General features: G+C 70.6%; 21 protein-coding genes. 14 read left to right on the top strand and 7 right to left on the bottom strand.

The annotated features are described in order from the left end of the window. The first annotated feature begins 77 nt into the window (after positions 1–77). On the top strand, positions 78–503 hold the full coding sequence (locus ITJ59_RS01405) for a DUF3151 domain-containing protein (protein ID WP_194649364.1): 426 nt from the start codon (positions 78–80) through the stop codon (positions 501–503). A 101-nt stretch (positions 504–604) separates the two neighbouring features. Here ITJ59_RS01405 and ITJ59_RS01400 read toward each other — a convergent pair whose 3' ends face one another. Genes ITJ59_RS01400 through ITJ59_RS01385 form a run of 4 tightly spaced genes read right to left on the bottom strand, consistent with a single transcriptional unit; the run spans position 605 to position 7,021 of the window. Continuing rightward, a complete protein-coding gene (locus tag ITJ59_RS01400) occupies positions 605–3,649 on the bottom strand; it encodes a glycoside hydrolase family 2 TIM barrel-domain containing protein (protein ID WP_194649363.1) in 3,045 nt (1,014 codons plus the stop codon). Next, positions 3,646–4,569 (bottom strand): carbohydrate ABC transporter permease, encoded by a 924-nt coding sequence (locus ITJ59_RS01395; protein WP_228510744.1) that lies wholly within the window; start codon positions 4,567–4,569, stop codon positions 3,646–3,648. Before ITJ59_RS01395 ends, ITJ59_RS01400 begins: the two co-directional genes overlap by 4 nt. Further along, entirely contained in the window at positions 4,566–5,666 is a 1,101-nt protein-coding gene (locus tag ITJ59_RS01390; RefSeq protein WP_194649362.1) for a carbohydrate ABC transporter permease, read from the bottom strand. The genes ITJ59_RS01395 and ITJ59_RS01390 overlap by 4 nt, the downstream gene beginning before the upstream one ends. Further along, complete coding sequence (locus ITJ59_RS01385) at positions 5,663–7,021, bottom strand: extracellular solute-binding protein (protein WP_194649361.1); 1,359 nt, start codon at positions 7,019–7,021, stop codon at positions 5,663–5,665. The genes ITJ59_RS01390 and ITJ59_RS01385 overlap by 4 nt, the downstream gene beginning before the upstream one ends. Positions 7,022–7,208: 187 nt before the next feature. On the opposite strand from ITJ59_RS01385, the gene ITJ59_RS01380 reads away from it, so the two are divergent. Then, positions 7,209–8,372 (top strand): hypothetical protein, encoded by a 1,164-nt coding sequence (locus ITJ59_RS01380; protein WP_194649360.1) that lies wholly within the window; start codon positions 7,209–7,211, stop codon positions 8,370–8,372. Between the two features lie 152 nt (positions 8,373–8,524). Here the strand turns inward: ITJ59_RS01380 and ITJ59_RS01375 are convergent, their stop codons facing one another. Beyond that, positions 8,525–9,742: an MFS transporter gene (locus tag ITJ59_RS01375; protein WP_194649359.1), complete on the bottom strand. Its 1,218-nt coding sequence runs from the start codon at positions 9,740–9,742 to the stop codon at positions 8,525–8,527. 85 nt (positions 9,743–9,827) lie between these two features. Here ITJ59_RS01375 and ITJ59_RS01370 point away from each other — a divergent pair, with 85 nt between their 5' ends. Further along, on the top strand, positions 9,828–10,529 hold the full coding sequence (locus ITJ59_RS01370) for a GntR family transcriptional regulator (protein ID WP_323749362.1): 702 nt from the start codon (positions 9,828–9,830) through the stop codon (positions 10,527–10,529). Between the two features lie 168 nt (positions 10,530–10,697). On the opposite strand, the gene ITJ59_RS01365 is transcribed toward ITJ59_RS01370, so the two are convergent. Then, entirely contained in the window at positions 10,698–10,853 is a 156-nt protein-coding gene (locus ITJ59_RS01365) for a hypothetical protein (protein WP_194649357.1), read from the bottom strand. 266 nt (positions 10,854–11,119) lie between these two features. On the opposite strand from ITJ59_RS01365, the gene ITJ59_RS01360 reads away from it, so the two are divergent. From ITJ59_RS01360 to ITJ59_RS01330, 7 genes are all read left to right on the top strand, one after another. Beyond that, positions 11,120–12,181 carry a LacI family DNA-binding transcriptional regulator gene (locus tag ITJ59_RS01360; RefSeq protein WP_323749361.1) on the top strand — a complete coding sequence of 354 codons (1,062 nt, stop codon included), beginning with the start codon at positions 11,120–11,122 and terminating at the stop codon, positions 12,179–12,181. Between the two features lie 257 nt (positions 12,182–12,438). After that, positions 12,439–14,157, top strand: a complete 1,719-nt coding sequence (locus ITJ59_RS01355) for an ABC transporter substrate-binding protein (protein ID WP_228510741.1) — start codon at positions 12,439–12,441, stop codon at positions 14,155–14,157. Then, positions 14,154–15,134 carry an ABC transporter permease gene (locus ITJ59_RS01350; protein WP_194649355.1) on the top strand — a complete coding sequence of 327 codons (981 nt, stop codon included), beginning with the start codon at positions 14,154–14,156 and terminating at the stop codon, positions 15,132–15,134. The genes ITJ59_RS01355 and ITJ59_RS01350 overlap by 4 nt, the downstream gene beginning before the upstream one ends. Next, positions 15,131–16,099 (top strand): ABC transporter permease, encoded by a 969-nt coding sequence (locus ITJ59_RS01345; protein WP_194649354.1) that lies wholly within the window; start codon positions 15,131–15,133, stop codon positions 16,097–16,099. The genes ITJ59_RS01350 and ITJ59_RS01345 overlap by 4 nt, the downstream gene beginning before the upstream one ends. Next, entirely contained in the window at positions 16,096–17,889 is a 1,794-nt protein-coding gene (locus ITJ59_RS01340; RefSeq protein ID WP_228510739.1) for an ABC transporter ATP-binding protein, read from the top strand. The genes ITJ59_RS01345 and ITJ59_RS01340 overlap by 4 nt, the downstream gene beginning before the upstream one ends. Beyond that, entirely contained in the window at positions 17,886–18,755 is an 870-nt protein-coding gene (locus ITJ59_RS01335) for an alpha/beta fold hydrolase (protein ID WP_194649353.1), read from the top strand. Before ITJ59_RS01340 ends, ITJ59_RS01335 begins: the two co-directional genes overlap by 4 nt. A gap of 8 nt (positions 18,756–18,763) precedes the next feature. Beyond that, positions 18,764–19,957, top strand: a complete 1,194-nt coding sequence (locus tag ITJ59_RS01330) for a glycoside hydrolase family 1 protein (RefSeq protein WP_416354851.1) — start codon at positions 18,764–18,766, stop codon at positions 19,955–19,957. A 13-nt stretch (positions 19,958–19,970) separates the two neighbouring features. On the opposite strand, the gene ITJ59_RS19505 is transcribed toward ITJ59_RS01330, so the two are convergent. Further along, positions 19,971–21,173, bottom strand: a complete 1,203-nt coding sequence (locus ITJ59_RS19505; protein WP_194649352.1) for an ankyrin repeat domain-containing protein — start codon at positions 21,171–21,173, stop codon at positions 19,971–19,973. Between the two features lie 154 nt (positions 21,174–21,327). Between ITJ59_RS19505 and ITJ59_RS01320 the strand changes: the two genes are divergently transcribed. The 4 genes from ITJ59_RS01320 to ITJ59_RS01305 are packed head-to-tail and all read left to right on the top strand — an operon-like array spanning position 21,328 to position 25,359. Continuing rightward, positions 21,328–21,948, top strand: a complete 621-nt coding sequence (locus ITJ59_RS01320) for an acyltransferase (RefSeq protein WP_194649351.1) — start codon at positions 21,328–21,330, stop codon at positions 21,946–21,948. Beyond that, on the top strand, positions 21,945–23,042 hold the full coding sequence (locus tag ITJ59_RS01315) for a DegT/DnrJ/EryC1/StrS family aminotransferase (RefSeq protein ID WP_194649350.1): 1,098 nt from the start codon (positions 21,945–21,947) through the stop codon (positions 23,040–23,042). The genes ITJ59_RS01320 and ITJ59_RS01315 overlap by 4 nt, the downstream gene beginning before the upstream one ends. Next, a complete protein-coding gene (locus ITJ59_RS01310) occupies positions 23,039–24,055 on the top strand; it encodes a Gfo/Idh/MocA family protein (protein ID WP_194649349.1) in 1,017 nt (338 codons plus the stop codon). The genes ITJ59_RS01315 and ITJ59_RS01310 overlap by 4 nt, the downstream gene beginning before the upstream one ends. Continuing rightward, positions 24,052–25,359, top strand: a complete 1,308-nt coding sequence (locus ITJ59_RS01305) for a nucleotide sugar dehydrogenase (RefSeq protein WP_194649348.1) — start codon at positions 24,052–24,054, stop codon at positions 25,357–25,359. The genes ITJ59_RS01310 and ITJ59_RS01305 overlap by 4 nt, the downstream gene beginning before the upstream one ends. Position 25,360: the final 1 nt, after the last annotated feature.

Below are 25,360 nucleotides of genomic sequence, written 5' to 3'. Positions count from 1 at the left end.
GGCCTCGTGATGACGACGAGGTGCCTCCCACGGTAATCCCGGCCACGGGGACGCGCAAGGGATGACAGGCTGGGAGCATGCCGGAGAACCTGTTGCCGAACCCCTCGACGAACCCGTCGACCCTGCTGCCCGCTGAACCCGAGGTGACCGCGGCGCTCGACGCCGATGCGCCCGTCGCCAGCGTGGTGGTGTCGCACCCGTCGTCCAGCCTGGCGTGGGCCCTGCTCGCCGACGAGGCCTGGGAGCGTGGCGCGGCGCTCGAGTCGTACGCCTACGCCCGCGTCGGGTACCACCGCGGGCTCGATGCCCTGCGTGGGGCCGGGTGGCGCGGTGCCGGTCCGGTGCCGTGGTCGCACGAGCCGAACCGCGGCGTCCTCCGTGCCCTGTTCGCCCTTCGCCGTGCGGCCGAGGCGATCGGCGAGCCAGGGGAGCCCGAGCGCCTGACGGCATTCCTGAACGGGGCCGACCCCGAGGCGCTGCGCGCCCTGTCCGCGGGCGCGTAGGGGCGCGCGGAACGGAATGACGAAACCAGGTTCCGGACACGGAACCACGCCGATGCGCGGTGCTGTGTCCGGAACCTGGTTCCGGAAGACCAGACCCCGCCCTACGCCAGCAACACGCTCCAGCTGAAGGCCTGCGGCCAGAGCTGGTGCTCCGGCAGCACGTCGAGCCCGCACGCCCGGCTGCCGAGCCCGTGCTGCGCCGCATCGAGGTACAGGTACAGGTGGTCCGACGTCGGCAGCTCGTACGGGTGCTCAGCGCGGTCGATCTGCTGCGCGGTCCACGGTGACAGGGTGAACCCCGCACGGTGCGACCCCACGGTCGACACCGTGAACGGCCCGACCGACAGCTCCCGCAACAACGGCCGGTGCCCGGTCTCCTGCGGCCGCGAGTACTCGACCCCGAGCGACCGCACCGGCGCGGTGAACCGACCGACCCGGGCTGCAGCGCTCGAATCGGCATACGATTCCAGCGGCCCGGTCCCGAACCACGTGGCCGTCTCGTCGGCCAACCCGGCCGGCAGGTCGAACCGCACCCCGATCCGCGGCCAGGTGACGTCCCACGCGCCGAACGGCACCGCGTCGGTCTGCAGCACGAGCCCTTGCTCGGCGAGGGTCCAGCGGTGTGTGACATCGAGGCCCCACCCGCTGTTCGCCGCCGCGACCCGCACCCGCTGCTCCAGACCGGAGTCGGTCCGTGCCACAGACACCAGCCGGTGCGTCAGCCGGTCCAGTCCACGGTCCCGCCAGCGCGAGGCCGACGGCGGAGCGTCCGGGTCGCCGACACCGTGCGTCAGCACCGGGTCCGCCGTCTCGTAGCCGCCCTGCGACGCCAGCCGGTCGTTGTCGGTCGGCGCACGCCAGAGCTCGAGGCGGGGCCCGGCGACCTCGTGGCCCTTCCAGGACACCAGGTCGCCGCGGTCCGAGAACGTCCCGTCACCGAGACGGTCGCCGACCCACCCCTGTCGGGAGGCCCGTGGTGCGTCCGCCACACGGCTCGCGACGAGCCGCTGGGTGCGTGCGACGACGTGGCCGGTGTCCGCCCACGCGGTCGGGCCCGCCAGTTCGGCGGTCAGGTCGAGCCAGAGTTCGTCGCCGGGTGCGAGTTCGGCCGCGGCAGCGTCGAGCACCTCGGACGGTACCGGGACCGTCGCCGACTCGCGGGCGGCCACCACGCCGGCCGCGAACCGACCAGAAGCCTCGACGACGCCGTTCCGCGACAGGGTCCAGCAGAACCGCAGCCCCGCGGTCGAGGCCGAGTGGTACCGGTTCTCGACCAGGATCGTGGTCTCCGACACCGCCAGGCGGATCGGGGCGACGACGGCCGCGAACTCGGCGAGCCCCGGGGTGGGGGAATCGTCGGGCAACACCAGGCCGTCCATCACGAAGTTGCCGTCGTGCACGACCTCGTGGAAGTCGCCGCCGTAGGCGTAGTAGTCCTCGCCGGACGCCGTCTGCGCCAGGAGCCCGTGGTCACGCCACTCCCAGACGAACCCGCCGTGCAGGCGCGGGTACCGGTCGACCAGGGCCTCGTACTCGGCGATCTGGCCCGGGCCGTTGCCCATGGCGTGCACGTACTCGCAGTGGATGAACGGCTTCGAGCGCTGCCGTGCTGCCTCGGCCGGGCCGCACCCGAGCAGGGGAGTCGGGGTGCCGCCACCGATGGACTCGGTCTCCTGCAGCGACGGGTACATCCGCGAGTACACGTCGGTGTACTCGCCCGTGTAGTCGCCCTCGTAGTGCACCGGGCGCTCGGGGTCGCGGTCGTGCACCCACTGCGACATCGCCGCGAGGTTCCGGCCGGTGCCGGACTCGTTGCCGAGCGACCACATCACGATGGACGGGTGGTTCTTGTCCCGCTCGACGGTGCGTGCGACGCGGTCGAGGTAGGCGTCCTGCCATGCGGGGTCGTCCGAGGGGTTGCCGACCCAGTCGGTGAAGATGAACCCGTGCGTCTCGAGGTCGGTCTCCAGGATCACCCAGAAGCCGAGCTCGTCGGCCAGGTCGAGCACGCGGGGGTGCGGCGGGTAGTGCGAGGTGCGGATCGCGTTGACGTTGTGGCGCTTCATGAGCGCCATGTCCGCGCGGGCGTGCTCCTCGTCGAAGACACGACCGCGCACGGGGTGGGTCTCGTGGCGGTTCACGCCGTGGAACACCACGCGCTCGCCGTTCACCAGGAACCGGTCGCCCTCGATCGACACGGTGCGGAAGCCGAGCCGGAGCGAGACCGTCTCGCCGCCCTCCGCGCCCCCGGCGTCGGTGCCGGTCGACACCGTCGCGTCGTACAGCTTCGGCAGCTCGGCGCTCCACGGCTCGACGCCCTCGACCTCGATCGGCGCGACCTCGTCCGCCGTCGCCCAGGTCACGTCGACACCCAGGTCGGGCACCGCGAACCGCACCGGGAAGGCGGCGTCCATCGTCGGGAACGTGATCGTCCCACTGCCGGTCGCGGGCCGACCGGACGCCGCCGTGCCTGCGCTGGCAGCATTCCCCAGCACGGCGGACCACCCGGCGCGCACGAACAGGTCGTCGATCGGCGCCGTGGGTCGGGCGAGCAGCGTGACGTCGCGGAAGATCCCCGGCAGCCACCACTGGTCCTGGTCCTCCAGGTACGAGGCCGCCGACCACTGGTGCACCCGCACGGCCAGGTCGTTCGACCCCGGTCGCAGCAGCTCGGTGACGTCGAACTCGGTCGCCAGGCGGGACCCGGTCGACCAGCCCACGAGCGTGCCGTTCAGCCACACCCGGAAGTGCGACTCGACCCCGTCGAACCGCAGCAGCACCCGGCCTGCCGCCGCGAACGACGCCGGCAGCTCGAACGAGCGGCGGTGGTCGCCGGTGGGGTTCTCGTCCGGCGGGTGCGGCGGGTCGATCGGGAACGGGTACTGCAGGTTCGTGTAGCTCGGCGACCCGTGCCCGTGCAGCACCCAGTGCGACGGCACCGGCAGCTCGCCCCACGCGGGGTCGTCGTCCACGGCGGCGTCGGTGGCGAACGCGTCGGACACCGAGGCGACCGGCGACCACCGGAAGCGCCAGTCGCCGTTCAGCGACAGCGAGGGTGCGTCGGTGTGGAGCGCGGCCCGCGGGGGGAGCCGTGATGCCGAACCCGGCGAGGTCGAGTGGAGGTCGTCGAGTGCGGAGTTGGTCAACCCTTGACCGATCCTTCCGTGAGGCCCCCGCGCCAGAAGCGCTGCAGGACGATGATGGCGATGACGAGCGGGATGACCGAGACGAGCACCCCGCCGGTGGTGAGCTGGTAGAACTCCGGCAGGCGGTCGACCTGCGAGCGCCAGTTGTTCAGTCCCAGTGTGATCGGGTACAGCTTCTGGTCGGCCAGCATGATGAGCGGCAGGAAGAAGTTGTTCCAGATGCCGACGACCTGGAACAGGAAGACGGTCACCAGGGCCGGGGTCATCTGGCGGAGCACGACGGTGTGGAAGATCCGGAGCTCGCTGGCACCGTCGATGCGTGCCTGCTCGAGGAGCGTGGTGTCCACCGACGCCGCGGCGTACACCCGGCACAGGAACAGGCCGAACGGGGAGACGAGACTCGGGATGAGCACGCTCCAGTACGTGTCGGTCAAGCCCAGCGTCGAGAACAGCAGGAACAGCGGCAACGCCGTCGCGGTCCCCGGCACGAGCACACCACCGAGGATCGTGCCGAACACGAACTGCCGACCCTTGAAGTCGTACTTCGCCAGGGCGTAGCCGCCCGCTGCGGCGAAGTAGGTCGCCAGGACCGCACCGACGCCGGAGTACAGGATGCTGTTCGCGATCCACCGGACGAAGATGCCGCCGTCGTAGGTGAACACCTGCTGCAGGTTGCTCCACAGCGCGAACTCGCCGCCGAACCAGAACCCGTTCGTCGAGAACAGCGCGCCGGTGGTCTTCGTCGCGGCGATGACGACCCAGTACAGCGGGACGAGGAAGTACAGCGCGACGACGACGAGGATGCCCGTCACGACGATCTGCGAGCGCGGGGACCGGTCGAGCTTGCGGCGCTGGTGCGCCGAGATCGACGTGGTGTCGACCGGCTCTGCCGGCCGCTTGGTCGGTGCTTCGACGGTCATGCGTCCGCCCCCTTCGTGACGGTGGTGCCGTGGTCCGGACCGGACCCGGTCTGGAGGCTCGGTGCGGCCTGGGTGGTGACCGTACGGCCCGCCGCAGCGCGCGTCTGGAGCGCGGCGCGGGCCTCCCGGCCGTCACGCTTGGCGCGCTTGCGCCGGTCGCGCTCGTCCTTCGGCGCGCGGTTCGTCAACGCGAGGAACGCGAACGACAGGATGAACGCGGCCAGCGCGATGATGACCGCCTGCGCACTCGCGACGCCGTACTCGTTGAACGCGAACGCGTTCGTGTAGGCGGCGTAGTTCGGCGTGTACTCGGTGTCGATCGCCGGGGCGACCGTGGACAGGATCTGCGGCTCTGCGAAGAGCTGCAGCGTGCCGATGATCGAGAACACCGTCGTCAGCACCAGGGCCGGGGCGATGAGCGGAATCTGGATCCGCCACGCGACCTGGAAGGGGCCGGCGCCGTCCATCTTCGCGGCCTCGTACACCTCGCCGGGGATCGACTTCAGCTGCGCCACGATGATGAGCATGTTGTAGCCGGTGTAGGTCCACGTGACGATGTTCGCGATCGACCACAGCACGCTGTTGGCGCCGAGGAAGTCCGGCTGCAGCCCCATCGACTGCAGCAGGGACACGATCGGCGACAGGCCGGGCACGTACAGGAACGACCACAGGATCGTCGCGATGACGCCGGGGACGCCGTACGGCATGAAGTAGATCGCACGGAAGAAGCCCGGCCAGCGGGCGCTCGCCGACTCGAGCAGCAGCGCGAGGATCGTGCAGGCGATGATCATCACCGGGACCTGCACGATGCCGAAGAGCAGCATGCGGCCGATCGAGGCGACGAAGCCGGAGTCCTGCAGCGCGATCGCGTAGTTGTCGAACCCGGCGAACCTGCCGACGACGCCGTCCTCGCCGAACAGGCCCTCGCGGTCGACGGTGGTGAACGACTGGAACAGGGCGCTGATGATCGGGATGATGAACGTCAGCAGGAACAGGGCCAGGAACGGCGCGAGCAGGATCCACGGGGCGCGCTTCTGCGCACTCGTGGCCTTCGTGCTCGTGCGGAAGGCGGGTCGTGTGCTGGTCTGCTGGCTCATCGTGCCGTCCTGACGCTGAGGCCCTTGTCCTTGAAGGACTGGACGATCTCCTTCTGGGCGAGCTCGACCGCATCGGAGAGCTTGAGGCCGGAGGTGAGCTTGCGGCGGAACTGGTTCTGCAGGCTCGTGAAGGCCGACTGCGTCACCGGCGACCACGACCAGTCGATGTTCTGCTCCTGCGAGGCCGGCACGAAGACGTCCTCGTTGTAGTTCTGGCCGGAGAACCACTTGCTCGGCTTCTCGCGTTGGGCGCCGATGTAGTCGACCGCGGGGGACCACCCGATGCCGCAGTGCTCGATCATGGCGTCGATGCCCTCCTTCGAGGTGGTCATCCACGTGATGAACTCGAGCGCCTCCTTCGGGTGCTTCGCGTTCGCCAGGACCGCTGCCGTCGAACCGCCGATCGCGCTGGACCCGAAACCGGTGTCGCCCCAGGTCTGCATCTTCGCGACCTTCCACTTGCCCTCGCCGCCCTGCACGGACTCGATCAGGGCGTCGCCCCAGCTCGCGCTCGTCACGGCGGCGATCTTGCCGCTCGCGGCCGAGGCGTACCACCCGGGGGAGTAGGCACCGGCGCTGGTGTCGACGAGCCCGTCGTCGATCACCCCGTCGAAGAAGTCCGCCACCATCAGGGTCTTGTCGTCGGTCATGTCGACGACCCACTCGTCACCGTCGACCTTGAACCAGCGCGCGCCGGCCTGCTGCGCGTACGCGGCGAACGGCGAGGCGTCGGCGACCGGGAACACCTCGAGGTAGTTCTGCTTGCCGGTCTTCCGGACCTTCTCGGCCAGGTCGCGCCACTCGTCCCAGGTCGTCGGGGGTTCGCCGCCGGCCTGCTCGAGGATCGCGGTCTGGTAGTAGAACCCCATCGGGCCGGTGTCCTGCGGGATGCCGTAGACGCCGTCCACGAAGGACACCTGCGCCCAAGCTGCCTCGTCGTACTTCGACTGGAAGTCCTTCGCGCCGTAGCGGGCGAGGTCGACCAGGCCGTTGGCGAGCATGAACTCGGGGATCTGCCGGAGCTCGACCTGCCCGATGTCCGGACCGCCGCCGGCCGCGAGCGCGGAGTACATCTTCTGGTACCCGCCGCTGTTGCCGCCAGGGATCCAGTTCGCCGACACCTGGATGTGCGGGTGGGTCTTGTTCCAGACGTCGCAGACCTTCTGCAGGTCCTTCAGCCAGGCCCAGTACGTGAGCTGGACGGTCTCGCCCGACGCGGCGGCCGGCACGAGAGCGGCCTTGTTCACGTTGGTGGAGCCGGGGACCGCACAGCCGGCGAGCAGCCCTGCCGCCGCCGTGCCGATGCCGAAGCCCAGGAGCTGTCGTCTGGAGATGGGTCGTGGTCGTGGCGTCATTGCCGCACTCCGGTTCGTCGTCGATTCGGGGTCCGGTTCAGCCAACCACAGAACCGAGCGTCGGTGTGGTTTCGCGCCTGGGTGTTCGCTCCCGACTGTGGACGCCCGGTGGCGGCGAGGTGGAGTGTGGTCGCACGTGAGAGCGCCGGGGCTCATCGGCTCCGGCAACCGTCCGAGAGGAGCTGCCATGACGTCGACCAACGCGACGAGCGAACTGCACCGGATCCTGGGAGAGCGACTGGAGGGCGGCGGCAACTGGGCCTGGGCCTACGCCGACGTCTCCGGCAACATCGAGGATCCCCGACGACAGGCGGCGCTCAAGCTCCGCGGTGTGGAAGAGGGACTCCGCGCACAGGGAGCGACCGACGACGTGGTGGACGTCATCGCCGGCGAGTTCGAACAGGCGCCCGGCGTCCCGTCACCCGTCGCGCGGTACGTGCTCGTGCACGACGGTGTCGTCGTGCTGAGCGAGGTGCTGCCCGGGCAGGTGCACGGAGCGGAGTCGGTCGGCGTCGGAGCCGTGCCGGACCTCGTGCCGCTCGTCGCACACCGTCCCGTCGACCTGCCGTTCCTGGTGGTCCATGCCGGCAAGGAGGGCGGGGCGTTCCGCGCCTACCGCCTCGGGCACGCCCCGGTCGCAGCCGACGCGTCCGAGCAGCAGGTGGCGGGCCGGAACGACACCCTGCACTACGCCAAGGCCGGCACCGGGTGGAAGCAGCCGCACTGGCAGCAGCACACCGAGGAGATCTGGAAGCAGAACTCCTCCGAGACAGCTGCCGCCGTGGACGAGGCCGTGCGGACGATCCGCCCCGGACTGGTCGTCGTCGCCGGGGACGTCACCGCGCGCGAGCTGCTGGTCAAGGCGCTCTCGTCCGAGACCCGCGCACTCGTCTCGGTGTTCCCGGGCGACCCACGTGCCGACGCCGGCTCGAAGCAGGCGTTCGTCGAGCACGTCGAGACCGCACTCGCCCGCGTCGTCGCCACCCGCCGCCACGACCTGGAAGACGCGCTGCGCACACACGTCGGCCGTGGCGACAACCAGGTCGTCACCGGCCTCGGACCCGTCGTCGAGGCACTGCAGCAGGCCCAGGGTGCGACGGTCGCGCTCGACGCCGTGGCCATCGGGGACCGCACACTGCTCGCGCTCGCCGGGGCGCCGTGGGTCGCGACGGCTCCGGAGCAGGCAGCGGGGACGCCGGTCATCGGTGCGGTGCCGGCGGTGTGCGCGCTCGTGCGGGCCGCGGTGCTGACCGATGCCGAGCTCGTGCTCGTCAACGCCGCGTCGTTGCCCGGGGGTGCTCCCGCCGCCGCGCTGCTGCGCTGGCCCGTCGGCCCGGTCGTCCCCGCGTAGTTCGCGGAGCCGTGCGAGCCCCGAGGTTCCGAGCCCCGAGCCCCCGAGGTTCCGAAATCTCGGAACCTCGGGGCTCGCGCCGCGGTTCATCGGAACCTCGGTGAACCGTGTGCGGCGAGTCGTGGAACCTCGGCGGCTCAGCACCGCGCGTGTCAGTCGTGGGAACGGTCCGCGCGCGGAACCAGCGGCAGCGCCAGCAGCGGGAGCACGGCCACGATGCCGAAGGACGCCGCGAACCCGAGCGCGGTGACCAGGGCGCCGATGCCCGGACCGACGGCGCTCGCCGCGATGAACTGCCCGGTGTTCTGCGTGCCGAGTGCCCGGCCGGACCAGAAGGGCCCGGCCGCCTCGGCGACCGACGTGTAGGCCAGGCCGTTGTCCGCCACCGTGACGCTCGTCGCGATGACCAGGAACACGGCCCCGGCGGCCAGGTGCGTGACGTCGACCAGGGCGAGCAGGCCCATCACGACGGCCGCGCTCACCACGACGACCCGCAGCGGTCCGACCCGCGAGCCCGCTCGGTCGCTCCACACCCCGACCAGGATCCGACCGATCGCGCCGACGAACTGCGACGCCCCGACGAGCAGTCCCGCCGCCGGGGTCGACCAGCCGAGGCCGACGAGCCACACCAACCCGTAGGTCGACAGGGTGAACTGCGGCACCACGAGCAGGATCGACACCGCGTGGATCCGCCACAGGAAGCCGCTCGAGCGGTACGGGTTCGCCGTCGTCGCAGCCGGTGCCGTGTTCCGGGCCGGCCGTGGCGGGTTCTGGATGCCGATGGCGCACAGGGCCGCGAGCACGGCGCAGAGGACGACCGGCAGGACGAGGGCTGCCCGGATGCCGGACCCCTCGGCGAGTTGCGGGACCGTGACCGCCGCGAGCGTGACCCCGAGCGGCTGCGACATCTGCCGGATCCCCATGGCCAGCCCACGCCGCTCCTTCGGGAACCACCCGACGACCACCCGGCCGCTCGCCGCGTTCGTCGAAGCGCTGGTCATGCCGGCCGCCAGGAACGCCAGGCCGAGCAGCACCGGGTCACCCGCCGCGAGCCAGGCGCCGACGACCGCGAGGGTCGTCAGGACCAACCCGCCGGCGATCACGAGCCGCTCGCCGAACCGGTCGGTGATCGCACCCCAGGCGATGAGCGTCAGGACCATGCCGAACGTCGGTGCGGCGGCGAGCACGCCGGCGACGGTCAGGGAAATGCCGTTCGCGTGCAGGTACGGGATGAGCAGGGCGGGCGTCGTCACCACGAGCGTGCCGGCGGCCTGCGCGGCGACCCCGAGCGCGAGCATCGTCCACGCACGCGGACCGATCGTGCTGGTGGTCGGGGTCGCGGTGGTCGTGGTCGGGCTCGGGGTTCGCATGCGGTCGCATCGTTTCGCGTCGGAAGCAGTTGGTATACCAGAACGGTATACCATTCCCGCCCGACCGCTACTAGGCTTGCGTGCCGTGACCGAGACGACCGATGCAACCCCGGTGTCGCAGACGGCCCAGCTCTACGACAACCTGCGCGCGGCGATCCTGACGCTCGACATCGCGCCGGGGGAACGCATCTCGGAGCGTGGTCTCGAGGCGCGTTTCCATGCCTCTCGGACCCCCGTGCGCGCCGCACTGTCGCGGCTCGAGCGCGAAGGGCTCATCCTGCACGAGGGCCGCTCGTGGACGGTCACCCCGATCGACCTCGACGAGATCGCCTCGCTCGCCGAGCTCCGTGGCGTGCTCGAACCCGCCGCCGTCCGGCTCGCCGTCGCACGAGCGAGTGCCGAGCAGCTCGCCGAGGTCCGTGGCCACCTCGACGCCCTGCGCCCGACGCCGGACCAGCAGGCCGGCATCCGGATGGGCTCGACGTTCCACCTCGACCTGGCCGCGCTCGGCGGCAACCGGTTCGTCACCGACGCGATCGCCGACGCCCTGACCCGTCTCGAGCGCACCCGGTGGATCGAGGTGCGCACGCCCGAGGCCCGCGACGCCGCCTGGGACGAGCACAGCGCCATCATCGACGCCGTGCGCGACGGGGACGCCGACCGTGCGGCCGACCTCGTCGCCGCGCACGTCGCCGGCACGAACGACCGGTTGCTCGGCTGGATCGCCCAAGAGCGACGACGCCTGCGCGGCGCGGGCATGACGATCATCGGGGCCGCCGAGCGCTGATCCGGCCAACGTCGGTCAACGTCGGCCAACGTCGGCCAACGTCGGCTGACGCGGCTGACGCGGCTGACGCAGTGGGCGCGGTGGACGCGACCGCGTCCGGCCGCGACCCGGCAGGAGCTGCCGAGCCGGGCCTCCCGGATGCGCCGCAGGCACGCCGGACGTGACCCGCTACGGGCGGTCCGGACGCTCCTCTGCCGCGTCGAGTTGGTCGAACGTCGCGCCGCCGCTGCCGTCGGTGCGGTCGAGCAGCGCGTCGCGCACCTCGGCCTCGTCGTGGCTCGCGCGGTTCGCCAGCTTGCTTCCGGATCGTGTCGCCTGTGACATGTCGGTGTCCTTCCCCTGTGTGTGGGCATCGTGGTGTTCGCGGGCATCCTGCCCGCCGGTGCGCTTCCTCACGGGACGTACTGAGGTCGCAACAGTCTCGCGCGCCCGCGTCCGTCGTCGCAAGGCATCTGCACACCTGTGGAGAGGTCGCGCCGCCGAGCATGCCTAGGATGGTGCGGCCGCGCCGCCACGGTGCGACCCAGCGGACGTCGGACGGGAGGCACGGCTTGGCTGCACCACGCACGGCACCTCCCACGGTCTACGACGTGGCCAGTGCCGCGAACGTCTCGATCGCGACCGTCTCGCGCGTGCTCCGCACGCCGGACGCCGTCCGCGAGGGCACCCGCGACCGCGTCCAGGCGGCGATCCGCAGCCTCGGCTACGTCCCCTCCGGCAACGCCCGCGCCCTCGCCGGCAAGCGCACCGGCGTCGTCGGGCTGCTGCTGCCCGGGTTCGACGTGGTGCCCGACGAGCGGCCCGACCTCGTCACCGACGGTGGCGTCCGCGTGGTTGACGACCGGCGGCACGTGACGCAGCCGTTCTCGTCGAACCTGTACTTCGACGAGGTCCTGCGTGGTGCTGAGGTCGAAGCCTGGCAGCGCGGTCTCGCGCTCATGGTCGCCGCGGGCCGGGGGTCCTCGCGCGACGTGATCGTCAACGACGTCGCCGGTCGGGTGGACGGCCTCGCGGTGCTGGCGCAGACCGTGCCGGACGACCTGCTCGAGCACGTCGCCCGGCGCATCCCGGTGGTGGTGCTCGCCGACGACCGGCGGTCGCACGGCTTCGACTCGGTGAGCGTGGACAACACGGCGGGCATGCGGACGCTCGCGTCCCACGTGATCGGGCGGCTCGGCATCCGCTCGCTCGCGTACGTCGCGGGGCCGATCGACTCGCCGGACGACATGGAGCGCTCGACGGGCTTCCGGTCGGCGTTGGCGGACCACGGAGTGCCGGCGTCGTCGGTCCGGGTGGTGCACGGTGACTTCGGTCGGGCGCGTGCGCGGGAACTCGCGGCGTCGCTGCTGTCGGGCGACGTGCCCCGGGCCGTGGTCTGCTCGAACGACCAGTCGGCGCTCGGGGTGCTCGACGCCGCCGTGGCGCTGGGGCTGCGTGTGCCGGAGGACGTGGTCGTCACCGGCTTCGACGGCATCGACGCCGGGCGCTTCTCGTCGCCGCGGCTCACCACGGTGCACCAGCCGATGGGGGAGCTCGGACGTGCGGCGGTGCGCGCGATCGTCGATCGGCTGGACCACCGCGAGGGACCGCCGCGCGCCGTCCGCCTGCCCGTCGAGGTGCTGCTGCGCGAGAGCTGCCCGCCGGCGCTGTGACGCGCGTCGCTCGCTCGCCCTCGCACCGTGCGAGCCGCGAGTGTCCCGTGCGAGGTTCCGTGTTCGGTGCGGGCCTGGCGAGCTCGCACCACGGACGGAACCTCGCACCATGCACGACGCCCCTCGCACCGTGCGACGCTCGCCGCCCGACGGCCCCGCGCACCGTGCCACCCCGGCACGAAAACCCGGTGTTGCGCGCCGCGATGTAAGCGCATACATTGACCCAGTACCGATTCGACACGGAGGTCGACCGAGCAATGACGCTTCCCCCACAGCGCAACGGCGCCCGACGTCGAGGCCGCCTCGTCGCGGCCATCGCCGGGCTCGCAGTCGTGGCCCTCATGGCCACCGGCTGCAGCATCCAGGTCCGATCCGAACCCGATCCCACCATCGGCAAGGACACGATGCTCATCAACGCGGACCGCGGCAACCCGCTGTTCGACCGCAACTTCAACCCGTACATCGCGAACGCCCGCACGGCCTCCAAGTGGATGTACGAGCCGCTCATCGAGATCAACCCGCTCGACGGCAAGGGCACCCCGTGGCTGGCCAGCAAGTGGAGCCAGCCGGACGCCAGCACGATCGACATGACGATCCGCCAGGGCGTCGAGTGGTCCGACGGCTCGCCGTTCTCGGCGAAGGACGTCGTCTTCACGTTCGACCTGCTGAAGAAGTTCCCGGCGATGGACGTCAAGGGCGCCTGGCAGCACATCAAGAGCATCGAGCAGGACGGCGACCACGTCGTCTTCCACCTCAAGAGCGACGACGTGCCGAGCCTGAACATCATCGGCGCGACGTACATCCTCGGCGAGCAGCACTGGGGCGGGGTGAAGGACCCCACGACGTTCCGTGACCCGAACCCGGTCGGCACCGGCCCGTTCGTGCTCGGCAACTACACCGACCAGCAGTACTCGATGAACAAGAACCCGACGTACTGGCAGGCCGACAAGATCGCCATCAAGCACCTCATCCTGCCGGCGACGAACACGCAGCTCGACACCGTCACCCGCGGCTACGACTGGGCGTACTCGTTCATCTCCGACGTCAAGGGCACCTGGGGTGCCGCGTCGAAGACGAACCAGTGGTGGTTCCCGGCCGGCGGCGTGATCGGCCTCATCCCGAACCTGACGAAGGCGCCGTACAACGACGTCAACGTCCGCAAGGGCATCTCGCTCGCGCTGAACCGTGACGACATCGCCGAGACCGCGTCCGAGGGCAACCTGACGGCAGCGGGCCAGACCGGTCTGATCCTGCCGAACCAGGAGCAGTACCTCAACCCGGACATCCCCGACCAGGGCATGATCACGCAGGACGTCGACGCCGCGAAGGCCGCGTTCGCGAAGTCCGGGTACACCGACCAGGGCGGCAAGATCATGAAGGACGGCAAGCAGCTGTCCATCACCATCATGACCGCGAACGGCTACTCGGACTGGCTCCGCGCCGCGCAAGAGGTCCGTCGCTCCCTGACGGCCATCGGCATCAAGGTGACGATCCAGGCCCCGCAGCCCGCCGGGTACCAGCAGAACATCAACAACGGCACGTTCGACATGGCGATGGGCGGCATGGGCAACGGCGACGTCTACCAGGCGTTCAACTCCCTGCTCAGCAGCGACTTCTACCAGCCGGTCGGCAAGTCGACGGTGAACAACTACGAGCGGTACAAGAACGCCGACACCCAGAAGCTCCTCGACGAGTACAAGGCCACGACGGACACGGCGAAGCAGCAGGAGATCCTGAACCAGCTGCAGGAGATCGTCTACGACGACCTGCCCGTCATCGGCATGTACTACGGCGGACTCTGGGGCCTCTTCAACACCGGCAAGTTCGTCGGCTGGCCCACCGCGAAGGACCCGTACATGGCACCGCAGAACTACGACTCCGCGCCGCTGCTCATCTTCACGAAGCTGCGGCTCCGTGACAGCGCAGCCGGCAAGCAGATCCTGCAGGAGCAGAAGGCGCAGGGGGACCAGAAGTGAAGTACATCCTGCAGAAACTCGTCCTGTTCGTCCTGACCCTCTGGGCCGCGGTCACGCTGAACTTCGTGCTCCCGCGCCTCATGCCGGGCAGCCCGTCGGACGCCGCCCTGGCGAAGCTCAGCCAGAACGGTCCCGTCACGGAGGCCACGAAGAAGGCCATCGAGGCCCAGCTCGGCGTGCCCACCGGCAACTTGTGGGACCAGTACGTCAGCTACCTGCACCAGGTCGTCACGCTCGACTTCGGCGTCAGCTACACGTTCTACCCGCAGCCGGTCGGCGACCTCGTGTCGAAGGCCCTGCCGTACACGCTGATCCTGGTCGGCGTCGTCACGATCCTGGCGTTCGTGCTCGGCACCCTGATCGGTGTCGCGGCGGCGTGGAAGCGCGGCACCTGGCTCGACTCGCTCCCGACGCTGTCGGGTTCGTTCATGTCGACGTTCCCGTACTTCTGGACCGCCCTGCTCCTGCTGTTCTTCCTCGGCTACGTGCTGCACTGGTTCCCGACCACGGGTGCCTACTCGGCCACGACGACACCGGGGTTGAACGCACCGTTCTTCGGCGACGCCCTGCAGCACGCGGTCCTGCCGGCCGTCACGATCCTGGTGACGAGCCTGGGCGGCTGGATCATCGGCATGCGCAACGCGATGATCAACACGCTCGGTGACGACTACGTGACGTTCGCCGAGGCGAACGGTCTGCGCGGCCGCACCGTGGCCGTCCGCTACGCGGCCCGCAACGCGATCCTGCCGAACCTGACCGGCTTCGGTCTGGCACTCGGTGGCGTGGTCGGCGGTTCGGTCCTGGTCGAGCAGGTGTTCGGCTACCCGGGCATCGGCTACCTGCTGTTCAACGCCGTCATCGGGCAGGACTACCCGCTCATGCAGGCCCTCTTCCTGATGATCACCGTGTCGGTGCTCATCGCCAACTTCATCGTGGACGTCATGTACGGCGTCCTGGACCCGAGGACGCGTCGATGACCAACACGAGCACCCCAACCCCCAACGCCGGCGACGCGACCGTCGCCGTCCGCACCCAGCACGACGAGCAGACCGCCCCGTCCCGCTGGCGCAGCATCGCCCGCCAGTTCGGCGTCGTCTGGTCGAACTCGAAGGCCCGGATCGGCATCATCATCCTCGCGGTGTTCGTGCTGGTCGCGATCTTCGCCCCGCTCCTGGCCCCCTACGGCGCGAGCCAGAACGGGTTCGCACGGAGCGCCGACGCCACACCGGACCACTGGATGGGCACCACCGCCGCCGGCGAGGACGTGCTGTCGCAGATCATCTTCGGCGCACGGATCTCCGTCATGGTCGGTGCGGTCGCCGGCATCCTGTCGACGCTCGTCGCCGTCGCGATCGGCCTCAGCTGGGGCTACGTCCGCGGCTGGATCGGCGAGGTCATCGGCTTCATCGTGAACCTGTTCCTGGTCATCCCGGGTCTGCCCCTGATGATCGTCATCGCGGCGTACCTGCAGAACGGCGGCATCGCGGTCATCATCGCGGTGATCGTGGTCACCGGCTGGGCCTGGGGCGCACGCGTCCTGCGCAGCCAGACGCAGTCCCTGCGCGGCCGCGACTTCGTGACGGCGGCGCAGTTCTCCGGCGAGGGCGCGACCCGCATCGTCTTCCGCGAGATCCTGCCGAACATGACGTCGCTCATCGTCGGTTCGTTCTTCGGAGCGGCCACGAGCGCGATCCTCGCCGAGGCGGGCCTCGAGTTCCTCGGGCTCGGCGACTCGTCGATCGTCAGCTGGGGCACGATCCTCTACTGGGCGCAGAACTCCAACGCGCTGCTCACCGGCCAGTGGATCCTGCTCTTCGCGCCCGGTCTCTGCATCGCGCTGCTCGCGATGAGCCTCACCCTGATCAACTTCGGCGTCGACGCCGTGTCCAACCCGCGGCTGCGCGAAGGCGCGCGCCCGAAGCGCAAGGAGGCGACCGCATGAGCGGCTCGCGAACGTACGCAGATGACGGCCTGGAGGCGCGGGACGGCGCCGCCACGGGCCTCCCGTCCGACGGTGGTGACGCCCAGGGCGTCCTGCTGGACGTCCGCGACCTGTCGGTCGTGTACGAATCGGCCGGCCAGGAGGCTGTCCAGGCGGTCGACCACGTGTCCTTCAGCTTGCGGAAGGGCGAGTTCGTCGGCCTGGTCGGCGAGTCCGGCTCCGGCAAGTCGACGCTCGGCTACGCGCTGACCCGCCTGCAGAAGCCGCCGGCGCGCACCAACGGCGGCAGCATCGTCTTCAACGGCCACGACATCCGCGACCTCGGCGAGGAAGCACTGCGGCAGCAGCGTCAGGGCGGCTTCGCGATGGTGCTGCAGTCCGGCATGAACGCCCTCAACCCGGTCCGCACCATCCGCAACCACTTCATCGACGTCTTCAAGGCGCACGGCCACGTGTCGCGCGACCGCTGGGACGCGCGGATGAAGGAGCTCATCGAGAAGGTGAAGCTGCCGACGTCGATGCTCGCCCGGTTCCCCGGAGAGCTCTCCGGCGGCATGCGGCAGCGCGTCTCGATCGCCCTCGCCCTGTCGCTCGAACCGCAGCTCATGGTGTTCGACGAGCCGACCACGGCCCTCGACGTGCTCGTGCAGCACGCCGTCATGGACACGATCATCGAGCTGCAGCAGTCCGAGGGCTTCACGGCGATCCTGATCAGCCACGACCTCGGCATCGTGCTCGAGGCCACCGAGCGCGTGCTCGTCATGCACGAGGGACGCATCGTCGAGGACGGCGGCTCGAAGGAGCTCCTGCGCAACCCGCAGGACGAGTACACGCAGATGCTGCTCTCGCACTACGCCGACCCGCGTGCCGAGGTCGTGTCCCTGCCCGGGTTCCCGGACCGGTCGCAGCGTGCTGCTTCCGGTGAGAAGCGCCAGGAGACCACGTCGTCGTTCAGCACCGTCGGGTCGCGTGAGCGCTCGGCGGCGAAGAACCCGATCGTCGTCTCGAACATCGTGAAGACCTACCCGGCCCCGCGCCGCGGCGAGCAGCCCGTCCGTGCGGTGCGCGACGTGTCGTTCACCCTCGAGCCCGGGCAGTCGCTCGCCCTGGTCGGCCAGTCCGGTTCGGGCAAGTCGACCATCGCGAAGCTCCTGACCGGGGTCGAGAAGCCGACGACCGGCACCGTCCGGTTCGGCGACCTCGACGTCGCGCGCCTCGGCAAGCGCGGCCTGCGCGACCTGCGGTCCGAGGTGCAGATGGTGTTCCAGGACCCGTACGCGGCGCTCAACCCGCTGCACACGGTGGAGTACACGCTGTCGCGCCCGATCGCGAACTACACGGGGCTCAAGGGCCGCGACGCCCGCCGTCGTGTGCTCGAGCTGCTCGACACCGTGGGGCTGACCCCGGTGGAGCAGTTCGCGCAGAAGCTCCCGCACCAGCTCTCCGGTGGGCAGCGGCAGCGCGTCGTCATCGCCCGGGCACTGGCGTCGGACCCGCAGGTGATCATCGCCGACGAGCCGGTCTCGATGCTCGACGTCACGCTGCGCGCCGGCGTGCTCGCCCTGCTCGAGGACCTCCGCGAGCAGTGGGGCGTCTCGCTGCTGTACATCACGCACGACCTGCTCAGCGCGCGCCTGATCACCGACGACATCATGGTGCTCCACGAGGGTGCCGTGGTCGAGCGGGGTCACACAGCCGAGGTGCTGCAGAACCCCCAGGACCCGTACACGATCGCGCTGCTCGACGCCGTGCCGAACCCCCGACGCGCCCTGGCGGAGGGCCGGCTGTGACGACGCTCCACGACTTCCCGACGGTCCCGGCGTTCGGCCACCTGCCGACGCCTGCCGGAGTCGACGTCGTGGGTGTCGACCTGCCGATCGGCCGCCTCACCGCGTACCGGATCGTGCCGGAGGGGGTGTCGAAGGGCGTCGTGCTCATCGTGCCCGGGTACACCGGGTCGAAGGAGGACTGGCGCACCTTCCTGCCGCTCCTCCGCGACGCGGGGTGGTCGGCGGTGGTGATCAGCCGACGTGGACAGGCCGACTCGGTCGCGCCCGACGACCGCACGGCCTACACACTCGACCACGAGGCAGCCGACGTCGTCCGCGTCGCCGCGCTGCTCGACGACGGCGCCCCGGTCCACCTCATCGGGCACTCGCTCGGCGGGGTGATCGTCCGCGCCGCTGCCATCGCCTCGCCGGCGTCGTTCCGCGACGTGACGATGTTCTGCTCCGGTCCGCACGGGTGGCTGCACCGCAAGGCCGCCGAGAAGACGATCGTCGCCGACACCTGCTCGAACCGCGCGCTGTTCGACGCGCAGAACCCGCTCTGGGCCGGCCGCCCCGACGCCGAGCTCCCCGACGACGCCCGGATGGTCCGCGAGCGCTTCGACCACACGAGCGTGCTCAACGTGCTCGGCGGCGCAGCGATCCTCGAGGACCGCACCGACACCACCGACGAACTGCGCGCGACCGGACTGCCGGTCCTCGTCGCGCACGGCATCTGGGACGGCGCCTGGCCGATCCCGTGGCAGGCGGACATGGCCTCGCGTCTCGGTGCGTCGTACGAGGTGATCGCCGAGAGCTACCACGGCCCCCAGGTCGAGAACCCGCTCGGGACCGTCGCCGTCTTCGACGCCTTCCTGAGCCAGCACTGAAAGGACCCATCATCACCACGCTGAACTTCCCCGACGGCTTCCTCTGGGGCGCCGCCACCGCCGCGCACCAGATCGAGGGCAACAACGTCAACTCGAACTGGTGGGTGCACGAACACGAGCCGGACACCACCATCGTCGAGCCCTCCGGTGACGCCGCTGACAGCTACCACCGCTACCGCGACGACATCCGGATCGCCGCCGAGCTCGGGCTGAACTCGTACCGCTTCAGCATCGAGTGGTCGCGCATCGAGCCGGAGCGCGGGTTCGTCAGCCGCGCCGAGGTCGACCACTACCGGCGCATGGTCGAGACCTGCCACGAGTTCGGCCTCGAGCCGATCGTCACCCTCATGCACTTCACGGTGCCGCGCTGGTTCGAGCGCGACGGGTTCTGGCGCGCACCCGACGCCGCCGACCTGTTCGCCCGCTACACCGAAGCCGCGCTCCCCGTGGTGTCCGACGGCGTCCGGTACGTCTGCACGATCAACGAGCCGAACATCGCCGCGATGCTCGCCGGGGGCGAGGACGCGGCGAACCTGGTGGCCTACGGCCTGCCGAACCCGGACCTGGGCGTCGCCGACGCCCTGCTGGCCAGCCACAAGCGGTCGCGCGAGGTGCTCGGACAGGTGGCGGGCCTCCAGTCCGGGTGGACCATCGCGACCCAGGCGTTCAAGTCCTCCGGCGAGCCCGGCGCGGACGCGATGCTCCGCGAGTACGGGTACCCCCGCGACGACTGGTACCTCGAGAACGCCGCAGGCGACGACTTCCTCGGCGTGCAGGCGTACACCCGGACCTTCATCGGCGCTTCCGGTCCGTTGCCCGTGGCGGACGACGTCGAGACGACCCTGACCGGGTGGGAGTTCTACCCCGAGGCCTCGGCCGACGGGCTCCGCAGCGCGTGGGAGCTGTCCGGCGGCGTGCCGCTGATGATCACCGAGAACGGCATCGCCACGGCCGACGACACTCGTCGGCAGGCGTACACGCAGGGCGCCCTCGAGGGCATCCACCGCTGCATCGACGACGGCATCGAGGTCCTCGGGTACCAGCACTGGTCGCTCCTGGACAACTACGAGTGGGCGTCCGGCTTCCGACCGACCTTCGGCCTGGTGTCGTGGGACCCGGAGACGTTCGAGCGCACCCCGAAGCCGTCCGCGCACTGGTACGGCAAGGTCGCGCAGGCGAACGCCATCGAGACGGCGGAGTGATCCGCCCGCTCGTTCAGCTCCCCGAGTAGTACTGCGCCAACTGCTCCGCGACCGCACGGTCGCGGAGCAGTTCTGCGCGGTCGGAGGCTGTCGATCCCTCGTCGTCCTGGGCGTTCACGTCGACGTCGAGCGCGAGCACCGACCGCACCGTGTCCAGGTGGCCGGAGTCGACCGCGGCGATCAGCAGGGTCGCGCCGCGCGAGCCGAGCGCCCTGCTGTCCGCACCCGCGGCGGCGAGCGAGCGCACGATCGCGGCGTGGCCACCCCAGGCGGCGCGGACGATCGGGGTGTTGCCGTCGCTGTCCCGGGCCTCCAGGTCGGCGCCGGCGGCCACGAGCACGTCGATGGCCCGGCGGGCGTCGCGGTCGATCGCCAGCGTCAGCGGCGTCCGTCCCTCGGTGTCGGTGAGCTGGACCGAGCCGCCGCGTCGCAGGAGCTCCTCGAGCATCTCGGGCCGGTCGAACCAGGCGGCGGCGTGCAGCGGGGCGAAGCCCCAGCGCGGGTCGACGTCGTCGACGTCGCTCGCGTCGTCGGCCAGGTGCAGGCCGCCGAGGTCGCCGTACGCGGCGGCACGCACCACCTCGGTGGCGTACTCGACCCATCCGTCCGGCACCGGACCGTGCCAGCCGCGGGCCGGACGTCGGTCGAGGTCGGAGTAGACGGACTCGGGGACGCTGCGGATGGCGACGCGGACGCTCCGGAAGCGGATCGCGACCTCGCCGACCGGGGACACGAGCAGCCGGAGTTCCCACTGGTCGAGCTCGTGCAGGTACTCCAGCTCGCCGCGCAGCACGTGCGCGTCGCCGGCGAGCAGTGCCGTGGGGTCGGTGTGCGGCGGGTCGACGACCGCGTCACGGAGCCGGAGGGTGACCCTGGCGTGGTTCCAGCGGCGCCAGAGGCCGTCGGGGGTGTCGAGCACCTCGTCGTTGCGGACGATCACCTCGATGTGCACGACGACCGGGTCGGGGACGCCGTGCCCGGGCAGGTCGACCGTCGTGCCGGTGTCGTCGTCATCGTCGTCGTCGTCCGGGTGTGCGAGGTCCGGGTGCTCGACGTCCCACCGTGCGATGCGGGAGTCGGTCCACTTGACGGTCAGCAGCGCGGCGACGGCCGGGGGAGCGTCCTCGAGCACGCGGGCGACGTGTTCCCGCTGTCCGTCGAAGTCCTCGAGGGAGACGTAGCCCACGGACGGCCAGTTCACTCGACTCCATCGCACGGGTCGACACTACCGGCGGATGCATGGCGTGCAACGGGCCGGCGGGGCACACACCCGGCACGAGTGACGGAATCGCACTTGATATTCCGTACCGAAATATCGTATGGTGATTGTGCAGCGGAGGTCCCGCCGCGCCTGATCCGGAAGCGCATCCATGACCCCGAAACCGACCATCCCGACCGCGTTCATCGCCCCGGCTGCCGTCGTCTCGAGCTCGGCCACCGTCGCAGCCGGCGCCAGAGTCTGGGACGACACCCACGTCGAGGCACAGGCGATCGTCGGCACCGAGACCCTCGTCGGCCGCGGCGTCACGATCGGGGCCGGAGTCCAGATCGGCGCCCGCTGCAAGATCCAGAACGGCGCCCTCGTCTACGGCCCGGCCGTCGTGGGCGACGGCGTCTTCATCGGTCCGGGTGCCGTCCTGACCAACGACAACACACCCCGCGCGATCAACCCGGACGGGTCCGTGCAGGACGCCGACGACTGGCGGCCCACCGCGGTCGTCGTCGAACACGGCGCGTCCATCGGTGCCGGGGCCCTCTGCGTCGCCCCGATCCACATCGGGCGTTGGGCCATGGTCGCGGCCGGCGCCGTCGTCGTCCACGACGTCCCAGACCACGCCCTCGTCGCAGGCGTCCCGGCTCGCCGCATCGGCTGGGTGAGCCGGACCGGCCGACGGCTGGCGCAGGTCGACGACCACACGCTGGTCTGCACCGAGACCGGTGACCGTTTCCTCCACTCCGAGACCACCGACACGATCGAGGCGATCCGTTGACCACCCCACTCGAACTCATCCCCGCGGCGAAGCCCCTCATCGGCATCGAGGAACGCCGTGCCGTGGACGCCGTCCTCGAAGGGGGCGGCCTGGCCCAGGGCCCGGAGGTCGCGGCCTTCGAGCGCGAGTTCGGCGACGTACTCGTCGAGGGCGCCTCCGTCACCGCGGTCAACAGCGGTACCGCTGCACTGCACCTCGCGCTGGTCGCCCTGGGCATCGGCCCGGGCGATGAGGTCATCGTCCCGTCGTTCACCTTCGCGGCGACGGCGAACGCGGTCCGCCTCGTCGGCGCCGACCCGGTGTTCGTCGACATCGATCCACTGACCTACTGCGTCGATCCGATCGCCGTCCGTGCCGCCGTCACCTCGTCCACCCGCGCGATCATGCCGGTCCACCTCTACGGCCACCCTGCCGACATGACCGCCATCGCACAGATCGCCGAGGAGCACGACCTGCTCGTCGTCGAGGACGCGGCACAGGCGCACGGTGCCCGCTGGGCCGACGCGCGAGTCGGCAGTGGATCGGACGCAGCAGCGTTCAGCCTCTACCCGACCAAGAACATGACCGCGGGCGAGGGGGGCATGGTCTCCACCCGCACGCCGTCGGTCGACCGTCTGCTCCGGCTGCTGCGCAACCAGGGCATGGAACAGCGCTACGCGAACGAGGTCGTCGGCTTCAACGCACGCATGTCCGACATCCACGCCGCGATCGGACGGGTCCAGCTCCGCAAGGTGCTCGGGTGGACCGCTCAGCGCCAGGCGAACGCGGCCTACTTCACCCGCGAGCTCGACGGCGTCGTCACCCCGACCACCGACCCACGAGCCGAGCACGTCTTCCACCAGTACGTCGTCCGGGTGCCGTCCGACCGGGACGGCTTCGCGGCCGCGCTGCGCTCCGAGTTCGGCATCGGTACCGGGGTCTACTACCCGACGCCGGTGCACCGGCTCCCGTCGTTCGGACACGACCTCGACCTGCCCGAGACCGAGCGTGCGGCGTCCGAGGTCCTCGCACTGCCCGTGTACCCGACCCTGACACTCTCCCAGCTCGACCGCGTCGTCGAGGCCGTCAACACGCTCGCGGGAGCCGGCCGATGAGCGCCGCGCTCCGAGCCGGCGTCATCGGTCTCGGCATGATGGGACGACACCACGCGCGCGTCCTGCGCTCCCTCGAGGGTGTCGAACTCGTCGGGGTCGCCGATGCCATGGGCGACGTGCACGACTCCGCGCAGGGCGTCCCGGTGGTGCGGACGGTCGAGGACCTCCTCGCGATCGGGATCGACACCGCCGTCGTGGCGGTGCCGACCGCGCACCACGAGTCGGTCGGGCTGCAGCTCGCCGCCGCCGGGGTCCACGCGCTCATCGAGAAGCCGGTCGCGGTCGACGGGCCGGCCGCCGGGCGCCTGGTCGAGGCCTTCGACAAGGCGGGCCTCGTCGGCGCTGTCGGGCACATCGAGCGTTACAACCCAGCGTTGCAGGCTCTCCGGCAGCGGCTCGACGCCGGCGAACTCGGGGACGTGTACCAGATCGCCACGCGTCGGCAGGGGCCGTTCCCGGCTCGCATCGCCGACGTGGGCGTGGTCAAGGACCTCGCCACGCACGACATCGACGCCACATCGTGGATCGCCCGTGCACCGTTCGCGCACATCGGGGCGCTGGCGTGCACGAAGAGCGGTCGGCCCCATGAAGACCTGGTCACCGTCACCGGACGCCTGACCGACGGCACGCTGACCTCACACCTCGTCAACTGGCTCACGCCGTTCAAGGAACGCCTGATGATCGTCACCGGGGCGCGTGGGGCGTTCGTCGCCGACACCCTCGATGCCGACCTCACGTTCCACGAGAACGGCACCATCCTGACCGAGTGGGACCAGGTCGCTGCGTTCCGCGGGGTCTCCGAGGGCGCGAGCACCCGGTTCGCCATCCCCAAGCGTGAACCCCTGGTCGTGGAGCACGAGGCCTTCCGTGACGCCGTCCTCGGGCGCTCGTCCGACATCGTCACCCTCCGCGACGGCCTCCGGACGGTGCTCGTCGCCGAAGCGGTCCTCGAATCGTCGCGCAGCCAGCAGACCGTGCAGCTCAGCACGCACATCGAAGGAGCAGCAGCATGAACGTCGTCGTCGTTGGTCTCGGCAAGATCGGCCTCCCGCTCGCCGTGCAGTACGCCCGATCCGGTGCTCGCGTCACCGGTCTCGATGTCGCGACCGGTGTGGTCGACGCGGTGAACGCCGCGACGGAGCCGTTCCCGGGCGAGTACGGCCTCGCCGACGGACTGCGAGACGTCGTCGGCGAGGGGCGTCTCCGGGCCACCACCGATCCTGCGGACGCGATCCCCGCTGCCGACGTCGTCGTGGTCGTCGTGCCGCTCTTCGTCGACGACGAGGGGACCCCCGACTTCGGGTGGATGGACGCCGCGACCGACACGATCGGCGACCACCTCCGACGCGACACCCTGGTCGCGTACGAGACGACGTTGCCGGTCGGCACGACCCGCGGGCGGTGGGCACCCCGGTTGGAAGCACGATCCGGACTCGTCGAGGGACAGGACTTCCACGTCGTGTTCTCCCCGGAGCGCGTGCTGACCGGGCGGGTGTTCGCCGACCTGCGGCGCTACCCGAAGCTCGTCGGTGGCCTGTCCGACGCGGGGTCGGCCCGCGGCCGGGCCTTCTACGAGGCAGTCCTGCAGTTCGACGAGCGCGACGACCTCGGCCAGCCGAACGGCGTGTGGGACCTCCGCACGGCCGAGGCTGCCGAGCTCGCCAAGCTCGCCGAGACCACCTACCGCGACGTCAACATCGCCCTGGCCAACGAGTTCGCGCGGTTCGCCGAGCGACACGCGATCGACATCGCCGCCGTCATCGACGCCTGCAACTCCCAGCCCTACAGCCACATCCACCGGCCCGGTATCGCGGTCGGCGGTCACTGCATCCCCGTGTACCCGCGCCTGTACCTCTGGAACGACCCGGACGCCACGGTCGTCCGGGCTGCTCGTGAGCGGAACGCAGCCATGCCCGCGCACGCGGTCGACGTGCTCGAGCGCCTGCACGGTGACCTGCCGGGTCAGCGTGTCGTCGTCCTCGGTGCCGCCTACCGTGGCGGGGTGAAGGAGACCGCGTTCTCCGGGGTCTTCGGCACCGTCGACGCACTTCGTGCTCACGGCGCGTTCGTGACCGTGTCCGATCCGCTCTACTCCGACGACGAGCTGCGCCGCCTGGGCTTCGAACCGCACGTCGACGGTGAACCGGTGGACGCGGCGGTGGTGCAGGCCGACCACGCCGAGTACGCCACGTGGGACGAATCCCGTCTTCCGGGTGTCCGGACGGTCGTCGACGGGCGCCGGGTGCTGGACGTCGACCGGTGGACGTCGACCACCGTGACGGCGATCGGCGCTCCCGCCGTCCTCCCGACGGCCTGAC

It is taken from the genome of Curtobacterium sp. VKM Ac-1393, from assembly GCF_015350995.1.
GTDB lineage: Bacteria > Actinomycetota > Actinomycetes > Actinomycetales > Microbacteriaceae > Curtobacterium.
Note: the sequence above shows the minus strand (reverse complement) of the source record. Positions and strands in the feature narration are given on the sequence as shown.